We start from the raw sequence: 22,828 nt of genomic DNA, 5'->3' as shown, positions 1-22,828 counted from the left end.
GTCCTTATAGTCACCACATATTGTTTGCACGAATATTGCAAATATGTCATTTTTTTTGGTTGGAAGTTGCCGGGATTAGTTTGCTAACGTCTTTGATCTAGTAGGAATCGGAATTAGGTTCCTTGATTAATAGCTAACCCGGGGGAGTGTGATGCGGAGCGAGGATCTGCAGCTGAGACAGCTTGCTAAAACAGGAGATATAGAAGCATGTTTGAAGCTGGGGGAAGCATACTTAACAGGCTCACCTGGAATTTCTAAGAATATTTCTATAGGTGTTTCATATCTAAAATCCGCGTTCCCTAAGGCCCAGCAAAGAGCATCTATCTCATTGTCTACTCATCTCTCTTTAAAAGAAATAGTCAAAGAAGACTTGATTTTTGCACTAAAGAATGCAGCAGAAAATGATGAGATTGCGCGGCTCAAGCTTTCCGCGTGGCACTTCTTGCGCTGTGAAGCAGAAATGGGGAAAGTTTGGCTACAGCGCTGTACAACTCAATTGCTTGATAGCACTGACACAAGCCATCAGAAAATTTCTGTAGGCAAGCTACTAAGTTCCTTACATGCGCTTAGGATTATACATCCGACTGACGTTTCTTCCATAATCGCCAGTGAAGCAAGATCGGCTTTAAATGGAAGACAGCCGGATAGGTGCATTCAGATTCTGTCGGTCCTTTCATCCCATAGCTGCTTCGTGCCACTAAACATGACTTTGCATCAGCTCATATGCGACATAGTCGCCTATGCGGAGAAATTTAAACACGATTTAGGACATTTGCCAGCTGATTTAATTGAGCAAAGCTTAGAACGATGCTCTGCCGTGGGCGATCTCAAGGCCTGCCATATTCTCGGGAGATCTCTGGCGGGCTACCCATGTGGACATTTGCCCGCAAAGCGTCTTGTCAGAAGCCAAAACTTGAGAAAGTCAGTTGCATTGCTACTGAGATCTGGAGATTCTGGTGTATCTATGGCATGGCTGCACCTCTTTCGAATTTGCTCAGACTACCGTAGTTCGGTTGCTAATCCCACTATGGCTAGATTTTGTCTGGAGAAGGCCGCCAAACACGGAATTGCGGAGGCAGAGCGTTGCCTAGGCGTGATGATTCTTAGGGAGTCTGTGGAGATAGACTCCATGGAGTCTGGGATGAAAATGCTGCACTCTGCAGCAAATAAAGGTGATCCTCTGGCACGATCGCTTCTATGCTCCTTCGTCTTGCCTGTCTTTGGTCCAGAAGATGAAGCCCAAAGTGCCATATCAGAAATACAAGAAATTGCACCTCTCTTGGCGATGAGACTGCGCTTAGCGCGTGCATTTGGCCTAACAAAGCTTGAAGCACTTTCAATGAACATAAACGCTACGATTCGACCGTGGGGTATCGTGCTTGAGAAGAATACTCAAGTTGCAAAAGGTAAGTTGGCTGAGCCTAGAGTGATTCCAGCAACTACTGAGTATGCAATGACCTGCTTGGAAATTGCGGCCAATCTGTTTTCTTCTAAATCACCGGAAAATATCATATTAGAGGGATCTCTTCGAGCAAGATCTCTTCAGCTAAGGCGCCTACTCCAAAAATTACATATCCAAGAGAGGTTTTTCTTTTCTTCCGTTTCATCTCAACAAAGAGAAGCTATTCGATTGGGGACAAAATGGGCGAAGGTGCAAAAAGAGATTATTAAAGAGGTCTTTTAATAATTTGTCCATCTCACAATGCGCATGCTTGTAATTAGGCCTCCGGCAGGAGTTTCGCATTATTTGCGAGATACCTTGCGCGCGCTTGGCTATATTTTCGACGAGTTCAGTGACTATCACTCTGGACTCCGTCATGCTATTAAAAATGAGATAAATTTAATACTTTTTTATGAGAATAAAATTCTCCTGGAAAAATTTAAATTGTTCGCAAAAATTAATACGGATAAATATCTTCCAATGATGATCCTAACAAAAATTAAAGATGGCAAGGATCGAGAAGTGTTCTTCGATAATGGGGTGAAAATAGATCCATCAATCTCAGACCACAGTGAGAGTTTCATAAAAAGAATTGAACAGCTGAAGAGCCGATTGCTTCTTGAGTTCAATAACAAGGAGTGCTATTATTTAGGAGATCTTATTCTTGATCTTTCTAAGCAGCGTGCAGAACGAAAGGGCAAGAGGCTTGATTTAACCAAAGGTGAATTTTCATTGCTGTTGGCATTTATGCGGCGCTCTGGTCAGCTTTTGTCTCGGGAGTCTCTGGCGGCACAGGTTTGGAATAGAGACGGCAATTTTACTAAAAACATGGTGGACGTAGCAGTGCGAAGGTTGCGTAGAAAGCTTGATGATCCTTATGATATCAAACTACTTCATACTCAACGAGGATCGGGCTATATCCTGGAGATTCGCCATGTGAAAGGTAAGTTTGACGAGATGTCTGAAGATTATTAGATAAAAAGAATAATGCATCATTAACTTGCAATTTTTTGCAATTGGATCTTGTCAACCTTAGTTTGAATCTGAGTAGCAATTTTAATGTGTACTGCAGATGCATTGGCGTGATATCTTTGTACATGAATGCATAATCTGCATTCCTGCTTTTAATTTTATGCGGGAAAAATAAGTGGGCGCATTGAGTTAAAGCCAAGTTGTTGTTTCTTTAACGGTGAAGTGCTGCGAGCAGGATGAACGCGGGGACATACTGCAATCGACACCAAGAAGCTCGGCTGCATCGTCAGGTAAGTCATTGAGTGGACTGCTACCGGCGTGACTCGGTTGAAAGTGCATGTGGGCGATGCTTTTTGTGACTATTGATGACCATGCAGGCATAGCCTTCACCACCATGCATCCCGGCGAGAAGAAGCATGAAGCCAGCGCTCCTGCACAATGCGATGGCGTGCCGCGCTGGGTTGGGAATGAGCGTTAAACGCTTGCTGGTTGACAACGGTGCAGCTTTCCCGTCAAAGGCGATTGCTGCTGCTTACAAGGCTTTGGGCGTACAACTCAAGTTCGCCAGATCGAACCAGCCACAAGGCTGAACGATTCATCCAGTTCGCGCTGCTCGAGTGGGCTCTATGGGTGGACGTACCAGACCTCAGCTGAGCGGACCGACGTTCTGGCGTGCTGGCCGTACCATTACAACTGGCACAAACTGCACGCCGGCATCGGTCAAGTCGCTCTGATATCCAGGCTCGAATCCCCAAGCACATCATACCTGGTCACATCTATAGCTCTGTGAGGAGATCTATTCCCCCGTGGTGTTGTATGCATTAGATTTGATACCGGAAGGTGAAAATAATCATAGATTGCCTAAGATAGCACAGTTGGAGAGGTCACGATAAAAGAACAAACTTCAGAAGAATGGGATTTGTGTTCCAATTGGTGCAGTTGAATTAGTGGTTTATAATTGTGAAATAGCTGGAATTCGACAAAGAACACACAATCATATAATTCTTGCTAAATCAGTTTTTCTGCATAGTGAGCTATCTTCCGTAACATGAAATCTGGAGTTTGATCATAATTTCTCAGTCGCTTTCCAGCGACGCGGCAGCCACCACCATAGCGTGAAGATTAGGGTCGCAATCAGTGCCGCAGCTAAGCTACCAACGAAATGGCCAAAGATGGTGGATAGAACAAGCTGTGTGCCTGATATTAGTGCGATCGCAAGCGTTACAGCACCTGCCAGAATTTGGCGTGATGCAAATGTTTTAAAACGAGGTCTGTCAATCAGCGGTCGTATCAATCGATGCTGTACGGCAGTTGCGCTTAGTAATACTAGGCTCGTCACTGCCAAAAGAAATGTCGCTAAGAAGACCCATTTTTCAGTATATGCGATGGCGTTGAATCCCGGCATGAAGGGTACCGTTATCAAAAATGCTGAAAGAAGCTGTGAGCTAGGGAGTAAGACTCGGAGTTCTCCAAGAAGGTCCGTCAAATCTCCATCATCATAGACTTCAAGATCATCTTGATCTATTTTTGTGTGAATGTGTGAAGTATTCATTCCGAGCTATCCTTTTCTTTATTCCTACGTTGATAGTTTTTCTAGAGCGTGTTATGCACATGGCTCAAGCCCACATCAAGGCACCTGCGGCTGAGTGTGGGTGCCGAATCTCCTCGAGTCTTGAACTTCGACGCGAGGTACAGCAAGCACTTGGCGTAGCTCGAGCAGCATAGTTTTGAAATCGTGGACTACTCAGTTTTTAGTTTCACGAGAAGTTTCCCCCTAAATTTTTAGGTGTTCCGTCGCCGGGTCGCGTCCGCGAAGGCATCTCAGCCTTCTCGTGTTCTACGATAGCACTTGATGGACACAGTAGTCGCGGCGATCACCTACTTCTGATTCAGTCATCGGTCTGGGACTGACGAGATAGGTGCTGGCTTGCTCTGCCTTGAGAAACCCATAGACTCATTGAGCGGCGAGGTGCGCGCGCCACTCAGACTGGCTAACACCACTGATCTACGAAGCGTGCGCAGATGATCGCTCCCGCCAATTTCAGCGGTGCTTCGTGGATATCCCGCCGTCGTTCAAAGCGGATTCTCAGTTTGCCAAAGCCTGCAAACCAGCTGTGCGTCCTCTCCACCACCCACCGGTGCTTGCCCAGCCGTGTATTGACCAAGCAGAACCTGCACAGGTCAGGCCGCTAATGCGAATGCTTCAGTGGAGGTCTTCAGGGCTAGCCTCTGTTGAGGCCGGCGGTTGTTGTAAAAGCCGATCCAATCTCCGATGACACAGCTGGCGTGCTGCAATGTCTCGAAGCGACGCCGGCTCCCGCAAAGTCCAAGGACTGCCAGCAAAGGCAGCATACTCGGACAAGCACGATCAGGCGGCGAAACATATTGCGGCGCAGTGTAGTCCAGGCGCTCGGGAAAGCGGGGACGTGCCCCCAAGCTTTACACGTCTTGTATTTCGTGCTGCAGTCCTCCGGCAAGGCGACTGGCGGCCAAGGACAACGCCGCTTAAGCTTTTGGCAGAGATTTGCATATTTTCCGAGGGGAAATTGCTTCGCAGCCGTATAGAGAGATGAACAGCTCCAAAGGAGGTCTGCCATGGTGGACATAGACAAGTGGCTCGCAGATGCAGCCAACCTGACCAAAAATGCCGATGCACCTGTCAATAGCGACAAGGTCTTGCAGCGGATCAGCGCGAGCACCTCGCCCGCGTCCTCAGCTTTGGCACTGGCCAGACACGATGCCCGGTTGGCCATGTTGTGCGCCGCCGTTGCCGCGATAGTGGCCCTCGCCGGGTTGGACTCGATTGCCGCCAAGGCATGGGAGCAGCCCGTGGCCACCTGGATTTCTGCACCGCCGGCGGCCTCGCCGTTCGGCTTGCTCGTGGGGGAATGATGGCCCATCGACTACGACGTTTTGCGTTGGCGACGATTGCTGGGGCTCTGTTCGGCGTCCTGGTGGCCGGGGCGATTGTCATGGTTCGGCACAATGCGCCGCGACCCGAGACGGACCTCCATGAGATGCTGCATCGCGCTGTCCCCCTGGACGCCAATGAAAAGCAAATCCTGGAGACCAAAGAGCAGGCATTCGCGGAGCGGCGCCAGGAGATAGAAAAGCGCTTGCGCGCCGCGAATGGCCAGTTGGCCGAAGCGATCTCCAAAAATCCCTCCTGGTCGCCGGAGGTCGAGTCCGCCATTCGTGAAGTGGAGAAAGCCGCTGGAGATCTGCAGCGCGCCACGCTCGTGCACGTTTTCGAGATGCGGGCCGGACTCAAGCCCGAGCATCGGCCGGCGTACGACAACGTGTTGGTGGAAGCGCTTCGGCGTGGTTCGCAGTGATTGCCTCGGATTCGGACGCTGTGTTGGCCAAGCGCGCGGCGCAAGGCGATCAGCGTGCCTTCAAGGTACTCGTTGACCGTTATGGCGCAGCGGTGACACAGGCCGCGCGCAGCTTTGGCATTCCTGACACCGACATCGATGACGTGACTCAGGAGACTTTTGTGGCTGTGTGGAAGGCCCTGGGCGACTACGATGAATCCCGTCTTTTTCGCGCCTGGCTTTTCGGCATCGCCATGAACAAGATGCGGGATCTGTACCGCTTCCGCAAGGTGCGCAATTTCCTGTTCGGCGCGTTGGATCTGCTCAGCCCGGACACGCCCGAGCAAACGGATCCCGCGCCTGGCCCGGAGCGCGCAACGGCCGCCCGCAGGGAACTGGCCAAAGTGACCCAGACACTCTCTCTGCTGCCGCGTGACCAGCGAGAGGCCATCGTCCTGACCGGTATTGTGGGACTCACCCAGCCCGAGGCCGCAGCCGCCCTGGGCATCACCCTCAAGGCGCTTGAAGGCCGCCTCACTCGGGCGCGCAGCAAGCTGACCCTGCTGATTTCGCGCGGTAGCAGCGCCTGAGCCGATCTCGTTCTGGGCGCGTGGAAGGCGGCACAGGGACGGCACATCTTTGTCGTAAATTTTTTTTGTCTGAGAACGAGGGGGAGATGCGGGCAGCGCCGTATTCCTAGTTGACTCCTCCACAAACGCTGGAGTGCCGACTGCCTGAAAGGAGGCTCGCCATCATTCCCGTTCTCCCCTATCGACGCGCCATCGTGGCGCTTGGCGTGGCCATGTTGAGCGTTACCCATGCGAACGCGGCTGACGCGCCGGTCTATGCACAGTTATTGGCACAGGCACTGTCACAAGCGCCTGCGCTGATGGAGCAACAAGCCAATGTCGGCGCTGCCGCAGCGGATGCGCAACAGTCCAGGGCCTTGCTCAACCCGCGAGTGGACACGCTCTTTGAAAATCTGGGCGCACCGGCCAGCGGCGGCCAAAGCCAGCGCCAAAGTACCTACACCGTTACCCAGCCCCTGGAAGTGTTTGGCAAGCGGGCCGCTCGCATCGAGGCCGGCGAGCGCAATCTCGGATTGGCGCAGACCCGCAGTCACCAGGCCCAGGTCGATTTTGCCGCGGGCCTTGCCGTGGCCTATGCCTCGGTGGAAGCGGCCCAGGCACTACGGCAACTGGCACAGGACGATCTGGCGCGTGCCAAAGACGATCTGGGTGTGGCACAGGCCCAGGTGAAAGCGGGCAAGGAAGCGCAACTGAGGTTGGCGCAGGCCCAGGCGAGCGTGGCGGCCGCGCAGGCGAATACGCAAGCGAGCGCGGCCGACCTCACCCAGGCGTTGGAGCGCCTGTCCGCGCTCGTCGGATCGGACATCGCCTACTCAGGGGTCAGCGGCACGCTGCTGAACGCGGCCAACGACAGTCCTGCCTCGTCGGTACAGGAGGCACCCTCGGTGGTCACCGCCCGTGCGGAGCGCGATGCGCTTCAGGCACAAGTCACCGTCGAGCAAAAAAGGTGGGTGCCTGAAATCGGTATCAGTGCGGGCGTGCGGCGTTATGCCTGGTCCAGCCAAAGCGGTTATGTCGTGGGCGTCAGCGCAACGATTCCTCTGCTCGATCGCAATGCGGGCGGCATTTCTGCCGCCCAGCAGCGCGTCATCGCCGCCGAGTCCCGGCTGGAGGAAGCTCGCTTGCTGGCTCAGGCCAATCTGCGCACGGCGTTGGCGCAAGTGCAGGCGGCCGACCAGCGGTTGACGGCGGCATCGACGGGCGAGGCCGCGGCGAATGAAGCATATCGGCTCGGCCGCGTTGGCTACGAAGCGGGCAAAACCTCCCTGGTGGAACTGCTCGTGATCCGCCGCGCCCTGTCGGAGGCACGCGGATCCACCATTGGCGCGCGTCTGGCGCGCGTACGCGCATTGTCGGCAATGGCGCAGGCGGAAGGGCGCCTGGCCTTCGGAGAAGAAATCAAATGACTGAGAACCGTCGTACTACCCCCTGGCTGCTGGTCGCTGGAGTCGCCAGTGCCGCCGCCGCAATCGGCTTTGGCGCAGCCCAGATCGGAAAGTCTGCGCCCGCGGTCGCGCCTGCCGCTGCGATTGCCTCGGCGCCGACCCCTGCTCCCGCGTCGGATGCACCCGCTGGCGTGGTTCAAATACCGGATGACTATCTTCAGGCCGCGGGCATCACAGTGGAAGCGATCACGCCTGGCGATGTGGCCCTGGAGATTCTCGCTCCGGCCACCGTGACGGCGGCGCCAGGCGGCGAGGCCGTTCTGGTGGCGCGCGCGACCGGAACGATTCAGCGCGTGGCACGGCGGTTGGGCGATGCGGTGAAGGCAGGCGACGTGCTCGCGACCGTCGATAGTCTGGACGCTACAACCATGGCGGCGGACCGTCGCGTCGCCCAGGCCAAGGCCGATCTGGCCCGCAAATCCTATGCGCGCGAACTCGAACTCTTCCAGCAGGGCGTGACGCCCCGCCAGGACATGGACGCCGCCAAAGCGGGGCTGGATGTGGCCGAGGCCGAGTCGCAGCGTGCGAGCTCCGTGGCGCGCGCCGCCCAGGTCTCGGAGGATGGGCGTGCCGTTGCCGTGGTGAGCCCGATTTCCGGCAGTGTCACCGCGGTGAATGCGGTGGTCGGGGCCTATGTGGCGCCCAACACCGAGCTGTTTCGCGTGGCCGCTCCCGGTGCGCTACAGATCGAGGCCGCTGTGACGCCGGCCGAGGCCGGGCGCATTGCCGTCGGCGAGCTGGCCACCATCATCCCTTCCAGTGGCAACCCCATTGCCGCCATCGTGCGTTCCATCACGCCCACCGCGAGCAACGCCTCGCGCGCGGCCACGGTCGTGCTGACGCCCAGCGAGCCCAAGGTGGCCCTGGTGGTGGGCGAGGGCGTTCAAGTCAGGCTGCATGCCCGCAATGGAGGATCTTCCGGCCTGACCGTGCCAGAAAGCGCGGTCCAGAATCTGGATGGGCGCGATGTGCTGTTCGTCAAGACGGACCAGGGCTTTCGTGCCCAGCCCGTGCTGATCGGCGCGCGTAGCGGCGGCGTGGCCCAGGTGATTTCAGGCGCAGCAGCCGGTGACCGTGTTGCCACGCGCAATGCATTCCTGGTCAAGGCGCAGGCCAAGAAGAACGCCGGAGACGACGAATGATCAACGCAATCCTCTCCGCATCGGTCAGGCAGCGCTGGTTGGTGCTGTTTCTGACCTTGGTGCTGGCGGTGTTCGGTGGCTGGCAGCTCAACCTGCTGCCGATCGACGTGACGCCGGACATCACGAACAAGCAGGTTCAGATCAACACGGTCGTGCCCACGCTGAGCCCCGTGGAAGTCGAAAAGCGTGTGACCTATCCCATCGAGACCGCGTTGGCGGGCCTCAATGGTGTCGAACGCACACGGTCTTTTTCCCGCAATGGCTTCAGTCAGGTCACGGCCATCTTCAAGGAAGATGCCGATCTGTATTTCATGCGGCAGCAGGTGTCCGAGCGCTTGGCTCAGGCGCGGGCCAGCCTGCCCGATGGCGCTGAGCCGCGCATGGGGCCGGTGTCCACCGGCCTGGGCGAGGTGTTCCACTACAGCGTGGAGTTCGAGCATCCCGAAGGCAAGGGCGCCACCGCCAAGGACGGCGAACCGGGCTGGCAAAGTGATGGCAGCTTCCTCACCGACGAAGGCGAGAGGCTCAAGGATCGCGTCTCCAAGCTCGCGTACTTGCGCACGGTGCAGGACTGGATCGTCAGGCCCCAGTTGCGCACCACAACAGGCGTGGCCGATGTGGACTCGCTGGGCGGCTATGTCAAGGAGTTCCTGGTGGAGCCGGACGCGGCCAAGCTGGCTGCCTTCGGCATTTCCTATGCCGATGTGAACCGTGCGCTGGAGGACGCCAACCTCTCGGTGGGGGCCAACTACATCCAGCGCTCGGGCGAGTCCTACCTGGTGCGTGCCGATGCGCGCATACGCACCGTCGATGAGATCGCACGCGCCGTGGTGGCACAGCGCCAGGGGGTTCCTGTCACCATCGGGCAGGTGGCCAAGGTCAGCGTGGGCGGCGAACTGCGCACCGGTGCAGCCAGCCGCGATGGTCAGGAAACCGTGGTGGGCAGTGCCCTCATGCTGGTGGGCGCGAACAGCCGTACCGTGGCGCAGGCCGTGGGAGACAAGCTCAAGGAGATTTCCAAGACCATGCCGCCGGGCGTGGTCATTGTCCCGACCCTGGACCGTTCTCAGCTCGTTGTGGCGACCGTGACCACGGTGGCGCGCAATCTGACCGAGGGCGCCGTGCTGGTGGTCGTCATCCTGTTCGCCTTGCTGGGCAACTGGCGTGCTGCGGTGATTGCCGCCATGGTCATTCCCCTGTCCCTGCTGTTCAGCGCGATCGGCATGAACTCCTTGCACATCTCCGGCAATCTGATGAGCCTGGGTGCGCTGGATTTCGGCCTGATCATCGACGGCGCCGTCATCATCGTGGAGAACGCATTGCGCCGGTTGGCCCACAGGCAGCAGCAGGAGGGACGGCTGCTGACCTTGTCGGAGCGCCTGGATGAGGTCATCGCCTCATCGAAGGAAATGGTCAAGCCGACCGTCTATGGCCAGTTGGTGATTTTCCTGGTGTTTCTGCCTTGTCTGACCTTCCAGGGCGTGGAGGGCAAGATGTTCTCGCCCATGGTGATCACGCTCATGCTGGCCCTGGCTTCCGCCTTCGTGCTGTCGCTGACCTTCGTGCCCGCGATGATCGCCGTGCTGCTGCGCAAGGAGATCGCGGAGAAGGAAGTCAAGATCATCGTTGCCACCAAGCAGCGCTATCGCCCTCTGCTCACACGGGCCGTTCAGAACCCCATGCCTTTCGTGGGCGCTGGCGTCGCGGTACTGGCCCTGGCCGCATTTGCCTTCACCTTCGTGGGCCGCGAGTTCATGCCCACGCTCGATGAGCAAAACCTGAACCTGTCGTCGGTCCGTATTCCATCGACCTCCATCGAGCAGTCGGCGGCCATCGATCTGCCGCTGGAGCGCGCCGTGCTGAGCCTGCCGGAAGTCAAGACCGTGTACTCCAAGGCCGGTACGGCCAGCCTGGCGGCCGATCCGATGCCGCCCAATGCGTCGGACAACTACATCATCCTCAAACCCAAGGATGAATGGCCCGAAGGCGTGACGACCAAGGAGCAGGTGGTGGAGCGCATCCGCGAGAAAACGGCGTTTCTTGTCGGCAACAACTACGACGTGACACAGCCCATCGAGATGCGCTTCAACGAGCTCATCGGCGGCGTGCGCAGCGACGTGGCCGTCAAGATCTACGGCGAAGATCTCGATCAGCTTGCCGCCAGCGCTCAGCGCGTGGCGTCGGTGCTGCGCAAGACGCCGGGCTCCTCGGACGTGCGCGTGGCCCAGACCACCGGCTTTCCGACCTTCGATATCAGCTTTGATCGTGCGGCCATTGCGCGCTACGGCCTGACGGTCAAGGAAGTCGCCGATACCGTCGCCACCGCGCTGGCAGGCAAGCCTGCGGGCCAGGTCTTCGAAGGGGACCGCCGCTTCGATATCGTCGTGCGCCTGCCGGGCGAGCAGCGCGGCAATCTCGACGTGCTGGGCGCGCTGCCCGTGATGTTGCCCGAGGTCTCCGGTCAGCCGCGTGCCTCGGTGCCGCTGCGCCAACTGGTGCAGTTCCGATTCACCCAAGGACTGAACGAAGTCAGCCGCGACAACGGCAAGCGGCGCATCTATGTGGAAGCCAACGTTGTCGGTCGTGATCTGGGCAGCTTTGTCGACGACGCCGCAGCCCGGATCGCACAGGAAGTCAAACTGCCTTCCGGATCCTGGATCGAGTGGGGCGGGCAGTTCCAGAACCTGCAAGCGGCCACCAAGCGCCTGGCCATCATCGTGCCTGCCTGCTTCGTGCTGATTGCCGCGGCGCTGTACATGGCGATCGGCAACGTCGCGCTGACCGCCACGGTGCTGACAGCCGTCCCCCTGGCCTTGGCTGGCGGCGTCTTCGCCCTGGCCCTGCGTGGCATCCCGTTCTCCATTTCGGCGTCGGTGGGGTTCATCGCGGTCTCGGGCGTCGCGGTGTTGAACGGCCTGGTGCTGATCTCCGCCATTCGATCGCGCCTGGAAGAGGGGTTGAGTGCCAATGTGGCCGTCATCGAAGGGGCGATGGAACGCGTGCGCCCGGTGCTCATGACGGCACTGGTTGCATCACTGGGCTTCGTGCCCATGGCGATCGGTACAGGGACGGGGGCTGAAGTGCAACGTCCGCTGGCCACTGTGGTGATTGGCGGCTTGATCACGGCGACCATACTGACGCTGTTTGTGCTGCCGGCGGTTTGCGGCATGGTGCTGAGAAGGCGCGAGCGTGAACAGCCGCAGGCTTCGCCGGTCCCGGCTTCGCTGTAACCGGGTGATGCCACCAAGAGACGCTGTATCCCCTTGAGGAGCCACTGATGCTGGAAGTATTAGCCAACCGTACCTACCGCCACCTGTTCCTGGCGCAAGTCATTGCGCTGGTCGGAACCGGGCTCGCGACCGTGGCGCTGGGTTTGCTCGCCTATGACATCGCCGGCCCCAATGCGGGCAGCGTTCTGGGCACTGCGCTGGCCATCAAGATGGTGGCCTATGTGGGCATCGCGCCGGTCGTGGGTGCTTTCGCCAACCGTCTGCCGCGGCGCGCCTTCCTGGTCGCGATGGACTTGGTGCGCGCAGCGGTGGCGGTTTCACTGCCCTTCGTCAGCGAGGTGTGGCAGGTCTACCTCCTCATCTTCCTATTGCAGTCCGCTTCGGCAGCCTTCACCCCCACGTTCCAGGCGACGATTCCGGACGTCCTGCCCGAAGAAAAGGACTACACGCGCGCGCTCTCCCTGTCCCGGCTGGCCTATGACATGGAAAGCCTGCTGAGCCCGATGCTCGCCGCGGCGCTGCTGACCGTGATTTCCTTCCACGGGCTTTTCGCCGGCACCGTGGTGGGCTTTCTCTGTTCGGCCATCTTGGTGGTATCGGTCACGCTGCCCCAGGCCAAGGCGGTGGTTGTGCGTGGCGGCATCTACGCCAAAACCTTCCGAGGGATGTCCATCTATCTGCGCACGCCACGCTTGCGCGGCCTGCTCGCCCTGAATCTGGCTGCGGCAGCGGCCAGCGCCATGGTGATCGTCAACACCGTGGTCTATGTCCAGAGCAAACTTCAGCGGCCGAGCACCGATGTACCGTTCGCGCTGGCAGCCTTTGGCGGGGGATCGATGCTGATGGCACTGTGGCTGCCAAAGATCCTGGAAAAGCGGCCCGACCGGCCCGCCATGCTTTTCGGCGCAAGCCTCATGGGCGCCGGCCTGTTGGCCGGACTGCTGGTCTCCACCATGGGGGCAGGCTACGAATGGCCCGCATTCCTCATGCTGTGGTTCATCATCGGCCATGGCTACTCCATGACGCTCACGCCCAGTGGGCGACTGCTGCGGCGCTCGGCCGCGGCCGAAGACCGTCCCGCGGTATTCGCCGCGCAGTTTTCGCTGTCGCATGCCTGCTGGCTGATCACCTATCCCCTGGCGGGCCAACTGGGCGCCAGATTTGGCATGCCCGCTGCCTTCGCTGCGCTGGCCGTTGTCACCGTCATCGGCGTGGCGCTCGCGTGGAAGCTGTGGCCGCAAGACGACGAAGATGAGATCGGGCATGAGCATCCGGAGGATCCGGCATGGGACCAGCATCTGAAGGAAGGCATGCCGCTTGGAAAGCGCAAGCACAGTCATGTGTTTGCCATTGACGATCTGCATCCACGCTGGCCCGACGCTCACTGAGCGATATTCCGCGCATCTCGTATCTCGTCGTGGATATAAGAAAACTTCCTTTCGCTGGAAATCCTCTGTTTCTTGAAGAATTGGTTCGCTCCGTGCCAGGGAATTTTGCAAAATATCCGCGAGAAGGCCGGCCCTTGAAATGGATCGCGATCATCCTGGTTTTCCTTGGGATGATGATGTCTACCTTGGGATCTTTTGCGTCCCATGGGCTGATTCTCTTTTCGATGATGCAGGATGATTCTCCGATTGGTAGTCATGTCTTGCATTTGCATCAAAGTCCAGTTGACGATGATCATGTGGACGATTCATCTTCGGTGGCGGAAAAAGAGCAAAAAAGCACCCAACATAGTGCCAGCGACCATTCGCACGAAACACCGTATCCGTTTGTCGTTCCCATATGGCGGCATCGTGCGCTGCTTTTTGCGCACTACGCCATAGCATCCAGGCATCACTACGATTTAGCCGCCGACAGACTGGAACGCCCCCCAAAGTTCTGGGTATGACCTAGATTCGTGCATTCATATGCATAATTAAATCAAACTTGTAGGGGAAAATTTTGAATTATTCGCTTTTGCGTTCTGCAAAGGAAAGGCCGCTGTTTGCCTTTCTATTTTTAATCGCCATATTCTCATTGCTCGCCATGCCTGCCGAGGTGTGGGCGCACGCGGTCACCGAAGGAGACAAGGGTTACATCCAGGAGATATCTGGCGTGAACATCATGCCTTTTACCTACCTGGGCGCCAAGCATATGGTGACGGGCTATGACCACATCCTTTTCCTGTTTGGCGTGATCTTCTATCTATACAGGCTGAAAGATGTTGGCCTGTATGTCAGCCTGTTCGCCATCGGACATTCCACCACGATGCTGCTCGGCGTCTACTTTGACATTGGCGTCAGCAGCTACTTCATCGATGCCATCATCGGCCTGTCCGTGGTCTATAAGGCACTCGACAATCTGGGCGCTTTGAGGCAGTGGCTCGGATTCCAACCCAACACCAAGGTGGCGACCTTGATCTTCGGTCTTTGCCACGGATTTGGTCTTGCCACCAAGATCCAGGAATACGACATGTCCAGAGATGGACTGGTGCCGAACCTGTTGTCCTTCAACGTTGGCGTCGAAATGGGGCAACTACTGGCATTGGGTGCAATTCTGATTGCAATGGGTTTTTGGAGAAGAACTCAGGCTTTTTCCAAGCATGCCTACACCGTGAATGTCGCCATGATGTCGGCTGGCTTCATTCTTTTTGGCTACCAAGCCGTCGGCCTTTTTGTTGCAACCCCTGTTTGATTACTATGAATACCGTCCCTACCATCACCGAATTGCCTTCGAGCCAACAACTCGTGAAATCGACCGTCATTGCTGCAATTACTGCAGTCGCCATCCTGGTCACCGTCGTTTTGCCTGCTGAATATGCGATCGATCCTACCGGCATTGGCCGCGTTCTCAAATTGACGGACATGGGCAAGATCAAAAATCAACTGGCGCAAGAGGCCGAGGCAGATCGCCAGCAGGATGTGGCCAAGGCCGAAGCTGCGGCGCCGCAGCCCGTGGTCCCCGCCGCCCCTGCTGTCACGGCTTCGGCTGCAACGGATCGGTACGCCCATAACCACGACACCGCTGCCGCCGTGAGTGCGCAGCAGGAGCCGTCCCAGCCTGTCTGGAAGGATGAGGTCACCTTCACGCTACAGCCTGGCGAGGGCGTCGAATACAAGCTCAACATGGACCAAGGCGCCAAAGCCTCCTACCACTGGATTGCCGAGGGTGGCGGCGTTAATTTCGATGCCCATGGCGATGCGCCAGGCCGCTCTGTCAGCTATGAAAAAGGCAAGGGCGTGCCGTCTGATAAGGGCACCCTCACAGCCGCTTTCAAAGGCAGTCATGGCTGGTACTGGAGGAATCGTGGTCAAACGGCAGTCACCATGAAACTGCGTACCGCCGGTGAATATGGTTCTCTGAAACGTATGTAATCCATTGCCCCCTGTAACGGGGGGCTTTAACGATGAATCTATTTCCAGCCATTTTTATGGGCACATTCCTGGCGGGGGTGGGGAGTGTGCTGATAGCCGACGGCATTTTGCGCTCAAGATTCTCCAGAAATGCGGAAAGAATGCTGAGTTTTGCCGCCGGCGCACTGCTGTCCACCGCGTTCCTTAACCTCATGCCCGAGGCGTTGGAAGGCGCGTTCAGCAGTCGGACGATCTTCACCGTTTTTCTGGTTGGCCTTGTCGTATGGATCGTGCTTGAACGCCTTGAGTTATGGCATCACGCCCACGAGCATGGGAGCGAAAAAATGCGATGCAAGCCTGAACACGCGAAAAATAGCAAACATACAGGCGTTTGGAGCTTGATTTTCGCCGATGGCATTCATGCATTTGCCGATGGCGTGCTGATCGCCTCGGCCTTTCTGATCGACCCGCAGTTAGGCATGACAGCCACTACCGCGGTCATGCTCCACGAAATACCGCATCACATCGGTGACCTGTCCGTGGTTCGGCAATTTGGCAATAGCGCAATTCGTTCGACAGCCAAAGTGGCATGCGCCGGCGCCTTCACCATTGTCGGTGGACTCGTCGCCTATGCCCTGTCGGGCGTACTTGACCCGTGGCTCCCTTTGCTGCTGGCTTTGGCATCGAGCTCTTTCACCTATGTCGCGCTGGCGGATATCGTTCCTAGACTGAAAATTCAGAAGAGTCCCAAGGAATCCATGGGGCAGTTTTTATGGATGGCTTCCGGTGTATTCATGATTTTTTCCGTTATCTTGTTGCTTGGAGAACACTAAGCTGCGGCATGAGATTAGTTCGTAAAATCGGGGAGAATTTGATGGCGAAATTCTGGAGTTGTTATGCTAAGAGCAGTAATTTCTAAAGCAGTCAAAAGGGTAAAAACCTCTGTAGTTTTCTTTGAAAAAATAAGGGGTTTAAAGATCTTGAGAAATGAATCGTCAGACTACTATGGTGAAGTTGGCTACGCCTGTCCAAAATGCAAGCATCCCAATTCCTATAGAAAATTGGCTTGTGGAAAATGTGGTCAGCATCTGCGGTGCAACCATTGCTATTCATTGCTTGTTTTCCCTGGCGATGGTTGCCCTCACTGCGACAGAGATTTTTAAAAGATACTATCTTGCACCAGCACGTCTTAGTTCGGAATGGATTCAGTCGTGAGCAAGTATGCTCGTCAAAAATGGAAGAAATGCCTGAATGCATCGATGCTGGTATTCATGGTGGCGTCGATGTTCTATTTTCGCCTTCCATCGCTCGCCTATAACTGGTTTCAGATAGCCTGGTTGACCCCGGAAGCCTGCCGTGTGTCCCTATGGCTATCAGGCTATCAGGCTATCAGGCCGCTGTGCAAGCGAAAAGAATTGAGGGAGTGTCAAGAAATCTATCTGGATTGACCTACAACACAGCCAGTGGAACGTTGTACGCCACTGTGAATACGCCTGCTCGCGTGATTGAACTTAGCACCGATGGAGAAGTGTTGCGTAGCATGCCTATTCATGGTGTCTCTGACGTAGAAGGAATTGCTTATATAAGTGATGAATTATATTTAATATCCGACGAGCGCACGGGAGTGCTGCACTATATAGAGATACCTGAAGACAAAAAAGATGGCGTGGACGCAGGCAACGGCTTGGTACTTTCCGCCGGTCGAATTCATCCCAATTTGGGGGTAGAGGCACTGGCCTGGGACAGAGAAGACAGGCATGTCTTGGTAGGGTTTGAAAAGTGGCCGATCCGTATTCAGATGATCGATCAAGAAAGGTTTTCTTCTCCGCCTACAGGTGAGATACATGAATGGCAGGCATCCGGTTGGTCAGGCCTGTTCATTAGTGATCTCGCTTCAATTGAAAAAGACAGGGTTTCAGGGAATTATTTTCTGTTGAGTGATGAATCGTCAATGCTGACCGAGTACAGCCCTGAGGGACGGCCTTTGGGTATTTTACCGCTGTGGACTGGATTCAACGGCCTGAAGCGCACAATTCCACAGGCTGAGGGCCTTGCTTTGGCACCTGGTGGCGAGATTTTTATAGTCTCGGAGCCTAATTTTTTCTATAGATATGAAAAAAAGAATGCGCCTTCCTGCGGTATGCGTCAAGGCATGACAAGTGCCTTAAAGGTCTAGGGGAAATGACAGAACTCAATTCTTGATTGCCCAGGCTATCTTTCATTAAGGTGGAGTCATTGAAGATAAATATTGATATCCAATGCAATTTAATGATTGAGGAAATTATTTGATGGGGCGTATGAGATCTCTGGATATCGAATTTTAATCAGACGTTTATGGATCAACAGTGCTCTTGCGATTAGTCGCCCTATTAAAATCTTTATGATGGCCAAACGATCGAAACGCATCGTCACTCCCGCGAATGATCTTCTGGCGCGAGCGGGAGTGCGGTACAAACCGTCCGCCGCTGCTATGCTGGCGCTCTTGTTGGAACAGCCTGAGCTAGCGCTGACGCACACAGAGTTCGAGCAAGCGTTGGCGCAGCGCGGCGTGTGCGTCAATCGGGTGACGTTATACCGGTGGCTGGAGCGCCTGGTTGCAGCCGAGGTGCTGGAAAAGCGCAGTGACGATGTGGATCGGACATGGCGTTTCAGCCTACGGTCTGCCCAGCCGGGCATGTCTTTGCTACGTTTCGAGTGCGATGCATGCCGTCGGCACTTCAACTTGCCGGAGGCTAGCGAAGGCACCAAGGAAGCCGCTGATCAGATTCTGTACGCGCTGTCGAAACTGGGTCATGTCGGACATCGGGTTGATTTTTCCATTCATGGCCGGTGTGTCGCATGCGTTCTACCGAAAGACTCGCCCACGGTCGATCACCCCTCTCTCGCAACCTGCTTGGCCATCGGTAGCCCGTTACTGGCAACACAGATGCCGTAGCAGGCGAAACGAGCTCGAGCCGGTTGAGGCAGGTTTGCCGCAGACTCCTAGCCGCAGGCGACTGCAAAACTGGAATGCCTCATGTCTAACGCTGGTCAGGTGGCCGTGGCGGGGAGCTTCGCCGATGGTTGCGTTTCTTAAACTCGGCATGAAGTTGTGCCATCCATCCTCTGTGCGATTTTCTCTCGGGACAGCATGTGGGGCTGTGAATGGCGGATGTCTGTCTGAGTTTCCGACATTAGTTAGGCCCGCCGGCCGTCGCGGACGCGCGAAGGCCGCATGAATGCTGGATCTCAGTTTCTAACTTTATTTATCAAGAATAGCAGGGCGCAGGTCTTGACCTGCCCTGGTCCTTCGTTGCCCCTGTGCGAAATGTCCGTCGGACACTCGGCGGCTGGCCTACCTGCGGTGTCGCAACATGGGGCTGCGCACGCTCTGGCCGGTCCTACGGCTGAGCCGCATGTCTGGTCCCACACTGGTTACCAGCACAGTGCATATCTGCGCTGCAGTCGGGCGCTTCGTTTGACGCGCCTCTTTGACCACCATGTGAAGGAGATACCCATGGCTCAGCAAAACGACCAGCAACAGCAGCAGCAAAACAACCCGCAGCAGCAGAACCCGAACCAGCAAAAACCGGGACAGCAGCAGCAGGACAACCCCCAGCACAAGCAACCTGGCCAGAACCAGCCAGGCCAGCAGCAGCCCAATCAGCCCCGCTGACGGGCTGGGCGGCGTTCCGTTTGACGTGAGGATGGAACCATGAAACAGCTTCTTCCCACGAGAGGCCCGCAGCATCCGGTCCATGTTCCCATGCAGATGGGGCAACCCATCACGGACAGGAACTACAGCCAGATGCAGTGCAAGGCGAACGTCCGCCAACAAGGGCAGCCTTTGCGCCAGCCACAGCAACGCTGATTGATCGCAGCCAGCGCTGGTGCAGTGCTCCCTGGAACCGGCCGCCTTCGGGCGGCTTTTCCGTGTCGAGGGCCTGCCACTGGGCGGGGCCGCCGGAGATCTCCCCGCAAAATGACGCCTTTCCAGCATCAACCCCCAAGGATTTCAACGATGACACTGCAGCGCCCATGTTTCGTTCTGCCGACCCTGGTGCTCGCCCTGGGATTGTCAGGGTGTGCCGCGCCGCCTTCCAGCGGGCAGCTCGAGAAGGAGGAAGCGGAGCAGGCGAAGACGCTGTGGGTGATCAGCGAAGCCTTGAAGGCCAACATGGCCGTGGTGCTGGTGGCCGATCTGACGCCGCACAAGTCGCTGGCCGACGCCGATGGCATGTCGAAGTGGACTCCCAACGTGGTCTGGACCCATGAGGACAAGCCGGAGATCGTGTTTGGCCGCAAGTTCCAGAACAACGCGCTGCAGCGCGACCCCAAGACCACCTATCTGTTCAAGGCCTTCGAGGTCCATGTGCTGCCGCCGGGCAAGTACCTGATGACGGGGGGTGACGACTACCGGCTCAATGCCCAGCTTGACCAGCTGGGCGCCAAGGCCGGGGCCACCGGCTCAGGCCGTGGCACCCTTGGAACGGCCACGTTGTCGCCGGAAACCTATCGCCAGTTCTATACCGAGATGAACTGGAAGGAGGGCAGCACGCACTCGCAGAGCCGGATCGAGAAGTACTGCACCACGGTGCACCGCGCCTCGGGCAATTGCGTGGCCTGGGGCGAGCGCATGGTCACCGACAGCACGCCGGGCATGGCGGCGGGCTATTACCAAGACACGGATTCACGCGACATTCCCGCACTCAAGGTCCAGGTGCGCGTGCCGCCCAGGCAGGCGCTGGCCAGCTTCACGCTGGAGGGCGGCCAACTGGTGCTGAGCCAGCGTTCGCACCTGAAGACGCCCAGCTACCAGTTCCGCCAGGCCGGCTGCCGCAAGGTGGCAGCCGAGAAGGTGGAATGCCCGCTGGAAGACTTCACCGTTCACACACTGCCGCCGCCCATGGAGTTCACGCGCAACTATCTGGCAACGCGCGCCAATCTCAACGCCGAGCAGGAAAAGCTGATGGCACGCCTGGTGCCCATGCAGGTCACCACGCTGGGCCGCCAGGGCGCGGCCGACCCGGTCTGGGGCACGCCGATCTCGCTGCGCAAGGGGCCATGAAGCCGGGGCGCAGCCGGCGTCCGCCTATCGGCGGCGCCGGGTTGCGCACCTTGGCTGAAAGGCTTGCATGCTTGAAGGAGCCAGCCAGCCTCAGTACTTGAACCTGGCACTCACCATCAGCGTGCGCGGGCTGCCGAAGCTCAGCAGCTGCGCGTTCGGCGTGGTGCCCTGGACGTAGTCCTTGTCCAGCAGGTTCTTGATGGCCAGGCTCAGGCCCCATGACTTCGCTTCATAGCCCAGGTTCAGGTCGAGCAGGGTGTACTTGGCTAGGTTGACGAAGGCCGTGCCGCGCTGCGCCGTGCGGGCGCCCTGCATGCGCAGGCCTGCGCCCATGTTCCAGCCCAGGCGGTCGGGGTTGAAGTAGTACTGCGTGAAGACGGAGCTCGCGTTCTTGGGCACATGGTTGATGCGCTTGCCGATTTCGCTGGCCGTCAGGCTTTGGGAGGTCCGGGCCGAGGGGATGTAGCTGTAGGCGGCCGAGACATTCCATTGCCGCGTCAAAGAGGCCGCGACTTCCGCTTCGAAGCCCTTGGTGGTCTGCTCGCCGGTCTGGACGGCGTAGCCCAGGGTGGCGTCGTTCTCGGTGACGTTCTTGCGCCGCAGGTCATACACCGCCAGATAGCCTTGCACGCGCCGGTCCAGGGCCTGGAATTTCACGCCCAGTTCGGTCTGCTTGCCTTCCTCGGGATTGAGCAGCGTGCCGTTGATGCCGGCATCCGTCACGGGCATGAAGGAGGTGGAGTAGCTGACGTAGGGGGCCAGGAACTCGCTGGCCTGGTACATCAGCGAGGCGCTGCCCGTGAAGGCGGTGTTGCTGTTGCTGACCGAGCCGCCGGCCAGCCTGTCCTGAATTTCAACGCGCGTCCAGTCATGGCGACCATTCAGGCCGACGATCCATTTCTCGTCGATCTTGATGGTGTTGCGCAGGTACAGGCCCACGTACTGGCTGTAGGTCAGGTTGTGCGAGGGCTTGCCCTCCTTGATGGAGGTGACGCCATAGACCGGGTTGTCCGCGTTGAAGGGGTTGATGTTGTCCACGCGCTGGTAGTAGTCGCTGCGCTCTCGCATCATGTCGATGCCGACGGTCAGCTCGTAGTTCACGCGATCAAACTTGAAGTTGCGCTGCAGGTAGTTGTCCAGGGCGATGTTGACGTCCTGCTTGTCCTGGTAGTTGATCTGGCGCGCCACCAGGGGGAACTTGGCATTGGCCGCCGCAAAGACCGAGTTGCTCAGGCTGCTGCCCTTGGTAAGCGCGAAGTTCTGGCGGAACACCCATTCGTTGTCGAAGTAGTGCGCGTAGTTGGCGCCCAGGCGGTAGGAGTCCACCTCGTAGCTGCGGTCGGGTTCGCCGATGAAGACATTGCGCCCGTATTTTTCGTATTTCTGCGGAATGCCCTGGTTGCGGATGTAGTTGCGGTGCTGGTAGCTGGCGATGACGGACAGCTCGTTCCTGCCATCCAGGTCGAAGTTGTACGAGCCCGCCAGGTACTGGTTCTTGAAGTAGACGTAGTCCGTGGGATCGTTCTGGTCGGACGCGCGGCCCACGATGCGAAAGGCGCCCTTGCGGCTTCCGTCGGGCGAGTAGTTCAGGTCGAAATTGGCTTCCTTCAATCCATAGCTGCCCACGCTGATGCCGGCGCGCGAGAACGACTCGGCCTGCGGGCGCTTGGTGGTCAGGTTGACCAGGCCGCCCGGCAGGGCCAGGCCGAAGCCCACCGAGGTGGGGCCCTTGACCACTTCGATGGAGCCGATGCCGAAGATGTCCTCGGAGCGCAGCACATTGGTGGAGGTCTGCGCCCGCAGGCCGTCCACATAGGTTTGCGCGCTGGAGATCTGGCCGCGGATGATGAAGTCATCCCAACCGCGCCGGCCGTACGAGCCGGACGCCACGCCGGCCACGCTCTCCAGCGCCTCGGCCACGGACCTGACCTGTTTTTCCTCGATCTGGCGCTGGGTCACCACGCTGATGGACTGCGCGGTCTCGAACAGCGGCGCATCGGAGCGCAGCACGCCCGTGGTTTTGCGGGCGACGAAGTTGTCTTCGTTGTTCTGCTGCTTCTCGGCCTGGATCTGCACGGTTTCCAGTTGCGTGGACGGTGCGTCGGCGGCCTGGGAGAAGGCCATCACGGGGATGGCAGCCAGGGCAAGGCACAGGCAGGAACGGGGCATGCCGGCAATGGTGGGGAGGGTGTGGAAGGAGGAAGGCATGCGCAATGGCCAGTCAATAGAGGAAAAAAAAGCGTTTGGCGGGGCGTTCGGCGAGGCGATAAGCGGCGGAGATAAGTTCATGGAGGTGATGCGTGATGCGCGGC

The 22,828-nt window shown here is 57.6% G+C and carries 22 protein-coding genes and 1 pseudogene; 19 read left to right on the top strand and 4 right to left on the bottom strand.

Features of this window, described 5'->3' with window-relative positions; all coding sequences use genetic code 11:
• Positions 1 to 151: 151 nt before the first annotated feature.
• The 3 genes from KDK82_RS16195 (at position 152) to KDK82_RS32125 (ending at position 3,003) form a co-directional block, all read left to right on the top strand.
• Entirely contained in the window at positions 152 to 1,684 is a 1,533-nt protein-coding gene (locus KDK82_RS16195; protein WP_088165623.1) for a hypothetical protein, read from the top strand.
• Between the two features lie 18 nt (positions 1,685 to 1,702).
• The gene (locus KDK82_RS16190) at positions 1,703 to 2,416 is read left to right on the top strand and encodes a winged helix-turn-helix domain-containing protein (RefSeq protein ID WP_046238788.1); all 714 of its coding nucleotides are present in this window, start codon (positions 1,703 to 1,705) and stop codon (positions 2,414 to 2,416) included.
• Between the two features lie 413 nt (positions 2,417 to 2,829).
• Positions 2,830 to 3,003 (top strand): DDE-type integrase/transposase/recombinase, encoded by a 174-nt coding sequence (locus tag KDK82_RS32125; protein ID WP_128422649.1) that lies wholly within the window; start codon positions 2,830 to 2,832, stop codon positions 3,001 to 3,003.
• A 476-nt stretch (positions 3,004 to 3,479) separates the two neighbouring features.
• Here KDK82_RS32125 and KDK82_RS16185 read toward each other — a convergent pair whose 3' ends face one another.
• Positions 3,480 to 3,965: a DUF6328 family protein gene (locus KDK82_RS16185; RefSeq protein WP_046238789.1), complete on the bottom strand. Its 486-nt coding sequence runs from the start codon at positions 3,963 to 3,965 to the stop codon at positions 3,480 to 3,482.
• 439 nt (positions 3,966 to 4,404) lie between these two features.
• Positions 4,405 to 4,569 (bottom strand): annotated as a pseudogene (locus KDK82_RS16180) (IS5/IS1182 family transposase); the annotation flags it as partial.
• A 439-nt stretch (positions 4,570 to 5,008) separates the two neighbouring features.
• Between KDK82_RS16180 and KDK82_RS16170 the strand changes: the two are divergent.
• The 15 genes from KDK82_RS16170 to KDK82_RS16115 all read left to right on the top strand — a co-directional run bounded on the left by KDK82_RS16170 (position 5,009) and on the right by KDK82_RS16115 (position 18,404).
• A complete protein-coding gene (locus KDK82_RS16170) occupies positions 5,009 to 5,305 on the top strand; it encodes a CnrY/NccY family anti-sigma factor (RefSeq protein ID WP_046238791.1) in 297 nt (98 codons plus the stop codon).
• A complete protein-coding gene (locus KDK82_RS16165; RefSeq protein ID WP_046238792.1) occupies positions 5,302 to 5,748 on the top strand; it encodes a periplasmic heavy metal sensor in 447 nt (148 codons plus the stop codon). The genes KDK82_RS16170 and KDK82_RS16165 overlap by 4 nt, the downstream gene beginning before the upstream one ends.
• Before the next feature lie 20 nt (positions 5,749 to 5,768).
• A complete protein-coding gene (locus KDK82_RS16160; protein ID WP_046238812.1) occupies positions 5,769 to 6,317 on the top strand; it encodes an RNA polymerase sigma factor in 549 nt (182 codons plus the stop codon).
• A gap of 212 nt (positions 6,318 to 6,529) precedes the next feature.
• The gene (locus KDK82_RS16155; protein ID WP_088165682.1) at positions 6,530 to 7,723 is read left to right on the top strand and encodes a TolC family protein; all 1,194 of its coding nucleotides are present in this window, start codon (positions 6,530 to 6,532) and stop codon (positions 7,721 to 7,723) included.
• Positions 7,720 to 8,904 (top strand): efflux RND transporter periplasmic adaptor subunit, encoded by a 1,185-nt coding sequence (locus tag KDK82_RS16150; protein WP_046238793.1) that lies wholly within the window; start codon positions 7,720 to 7,722, stop codon positions 8,902 to 8,904. The genes KDK82_RS16155 and KDK82_RS16150 overlap by 4 nt, the downstream gene beginning before the upstream one ends.
• Positions 8,901 to 12,134, top strand: coding sequence for a CusA/CzcA family heavy metal efflux RND transporter (locus KDK82_RS16145; protein ID WP_046238794.1), 3,234 nt, complete (start codon positions 8,901 to 8,903; stop codon positions 12,132 to 12,134). Before KDK82_RS16150 ends, KDK82_RS16145 begins: the two co-directional genes overlap by 4 nt.
• Before the next feature lie 47 nt (positions 12,135 to 12,181).
• A complete protein-coding gene (locus KDK82_RS16140; protein WP_046986836.1) occupies positions 12,182 to 13,522 on the top strand; it encodes an MFS transporter in 1,341 nt (446 codons plus the stop codon).
• A gap of 134 nt (positions 13,523 to 13,656) precedes the next feature.
• Complete coding sequence (locus KDK82_RS32120; RefSeq protein ID WP_128422650.1) at positions 13,657 to 14,025, top strand: hypothetical protein; 369 nt, start codon at positions 13,657 to 13,659, stop codon at positions 14,023 to 14,025.
• Between the two features lie 137 nt (positions 14,026 to 14,162).
• Positions 14,163 to 14,810: a HupE/UreJ family protein gene (locus KDK82_RS16135; protein WP_080945296.1), complete on the top strand. Its 648-nt coding sequence runs from the start codon at positions 14,163 to 14,165 to the stop codon at positions 14,808 to 14,810.
• A 5-nt stretch (positions 14,811 to 14,815) separates the two neighbouring features.
• Positions 14,816 to 15,490: a hypothetical protein gene (locus tag KDK82_RS16130; protein ID WP_046238814.1), complete on the top strand. Its 675-nt coding sequence runs from the start codon at positions 14,816 to 14,818 to the stop codon at positions 15,488 to 15,490.
• A 56-nt stretch (positions 15,491 to 15,546) separates the two neighbouring features.
• On the top strand, positions 15,547 to 16,302 hold the full coding sequence (locus KDK82_RS16125; protein ID WP_052734035.1) for a ZIP family metal transporter: 756 nt from the start codon (positions 15,547 to 15,549) through the stop codon (positions 16,300 to 16,302).
• Between the two features lie 154 nt (positions 16,303 to 16,456).
• Positions 16,457 to 16,684, top strand: a complete 228-nt coding sequence (locus KDK82_RS32115; RefSeq protein WP_128422651.1) for a hypothetical protein — start codon at positions 16,457 to 16,459, stop codon at positions 16,682 to 16,684.
• On the top strand, positions 16,681 to 16,917 hold the full coding sequence (locus KDK82_RS32820) for a hypothetical protein (protein WP_164846507.1): 237 nt from the start codon (positions 16,681 to 16,683) through the stop codon (positions 16,915 to 16,917). Before KDK82_RS32115 ends, KDK82_RS32820 begins: the two co-directional genes overlap by 4 nt.
• Complete coding sequence (locus tag KDK82_RS16120; protein WP_080945295.1) at positions 16,836 to 17,645, top strand: SdiA-regulated domain-containing protein; 810 nt, start codon at positions 16,836 to 16,838, stop codon at positions 17,643 to 17,645. Before KDK82_RS32820 ends, KDK82_RS16120 begins: the two co-directional genes overlap by 82 nt.
• Positions 17,646 to 17,849: 204 nt before the next feature.
• Positions 17,850 to 18,404, top strand: a complete 555-nt coding sequence (locus KDK82_RS16115) for a hypothetical protein (RefSeq protein ID WP_052734036.1) — start codon at positions 17,850 to 17,852, stop codon at positions 18,402 to 18,404.
• Positions 18,405 to 18,803: 399 nt separating this feature from the next.
• On the opposite strand, the gene KDK82_RS32815 is transcribed toward KDK82_RS16115, so the two are convergent.
• On the bottom strand, positions 18,804 to 19,208 hold the full coding sequence (locus KDK82_RS32815; protein WP_179217930.1) for a hypothetical protein: 405 nt from the start codon (positions 19,206 to 19,208) through the stop codon (positions 18,804 to 18,806).
• A 261-nt stretch (positions 19,209 to 19,469) separates the two neighbouring features.
• Between KDK82_RS32815 and KDK82_RS16105 the strand changes: the two genes are divergently transcribed.
• Positions 19,470 to 20,516 (top strand): hypothetical protein, encoded by a 1,047-nt coding sequence (locus tag KDK82_RS16105; protein WP_088165622.1) that lies wholly within the window; start codon positions 19,470 to 19,472, stop codon positions 20,514 to 20,516.
• A 90-nt stretch (positions 20,517 to 20,606) separates the two neighbouring features.
• Here the strand turns inward: KDK82_RS16105 and KDK82_RS16100 are convergent, their stop codons facing one another.
• Positions 20,607 to 22,724, bottom strand: a complete 2,118-nt coding sequence (locus KDK82_RS16100; protein WP_088165621.1) for a TonB-dependent siderophore receptor — start codon at positions 22,722 to 22,724, stop codon at positions 20,607 to 20,609.
• Positions 22,725 to 22,828 lie beyond the last annotated feature (104 nt).

The organism is Delftia sp. K82, from assembly GCF_002193035.1.
In the GTDB taxonomy this organism is placed as follows: Bacteria; Pseudomonadota; Gammaproteobacteria; order Burkholderiales; family Burkholderiaceae_C; genus Comamonas; species Comamonas acidovorans.
The sequence above is the reverse complement of the archived record's forward strand: the minus strand, read 5'-3'. Positions and strand labels throughout refer to the sequence as shown.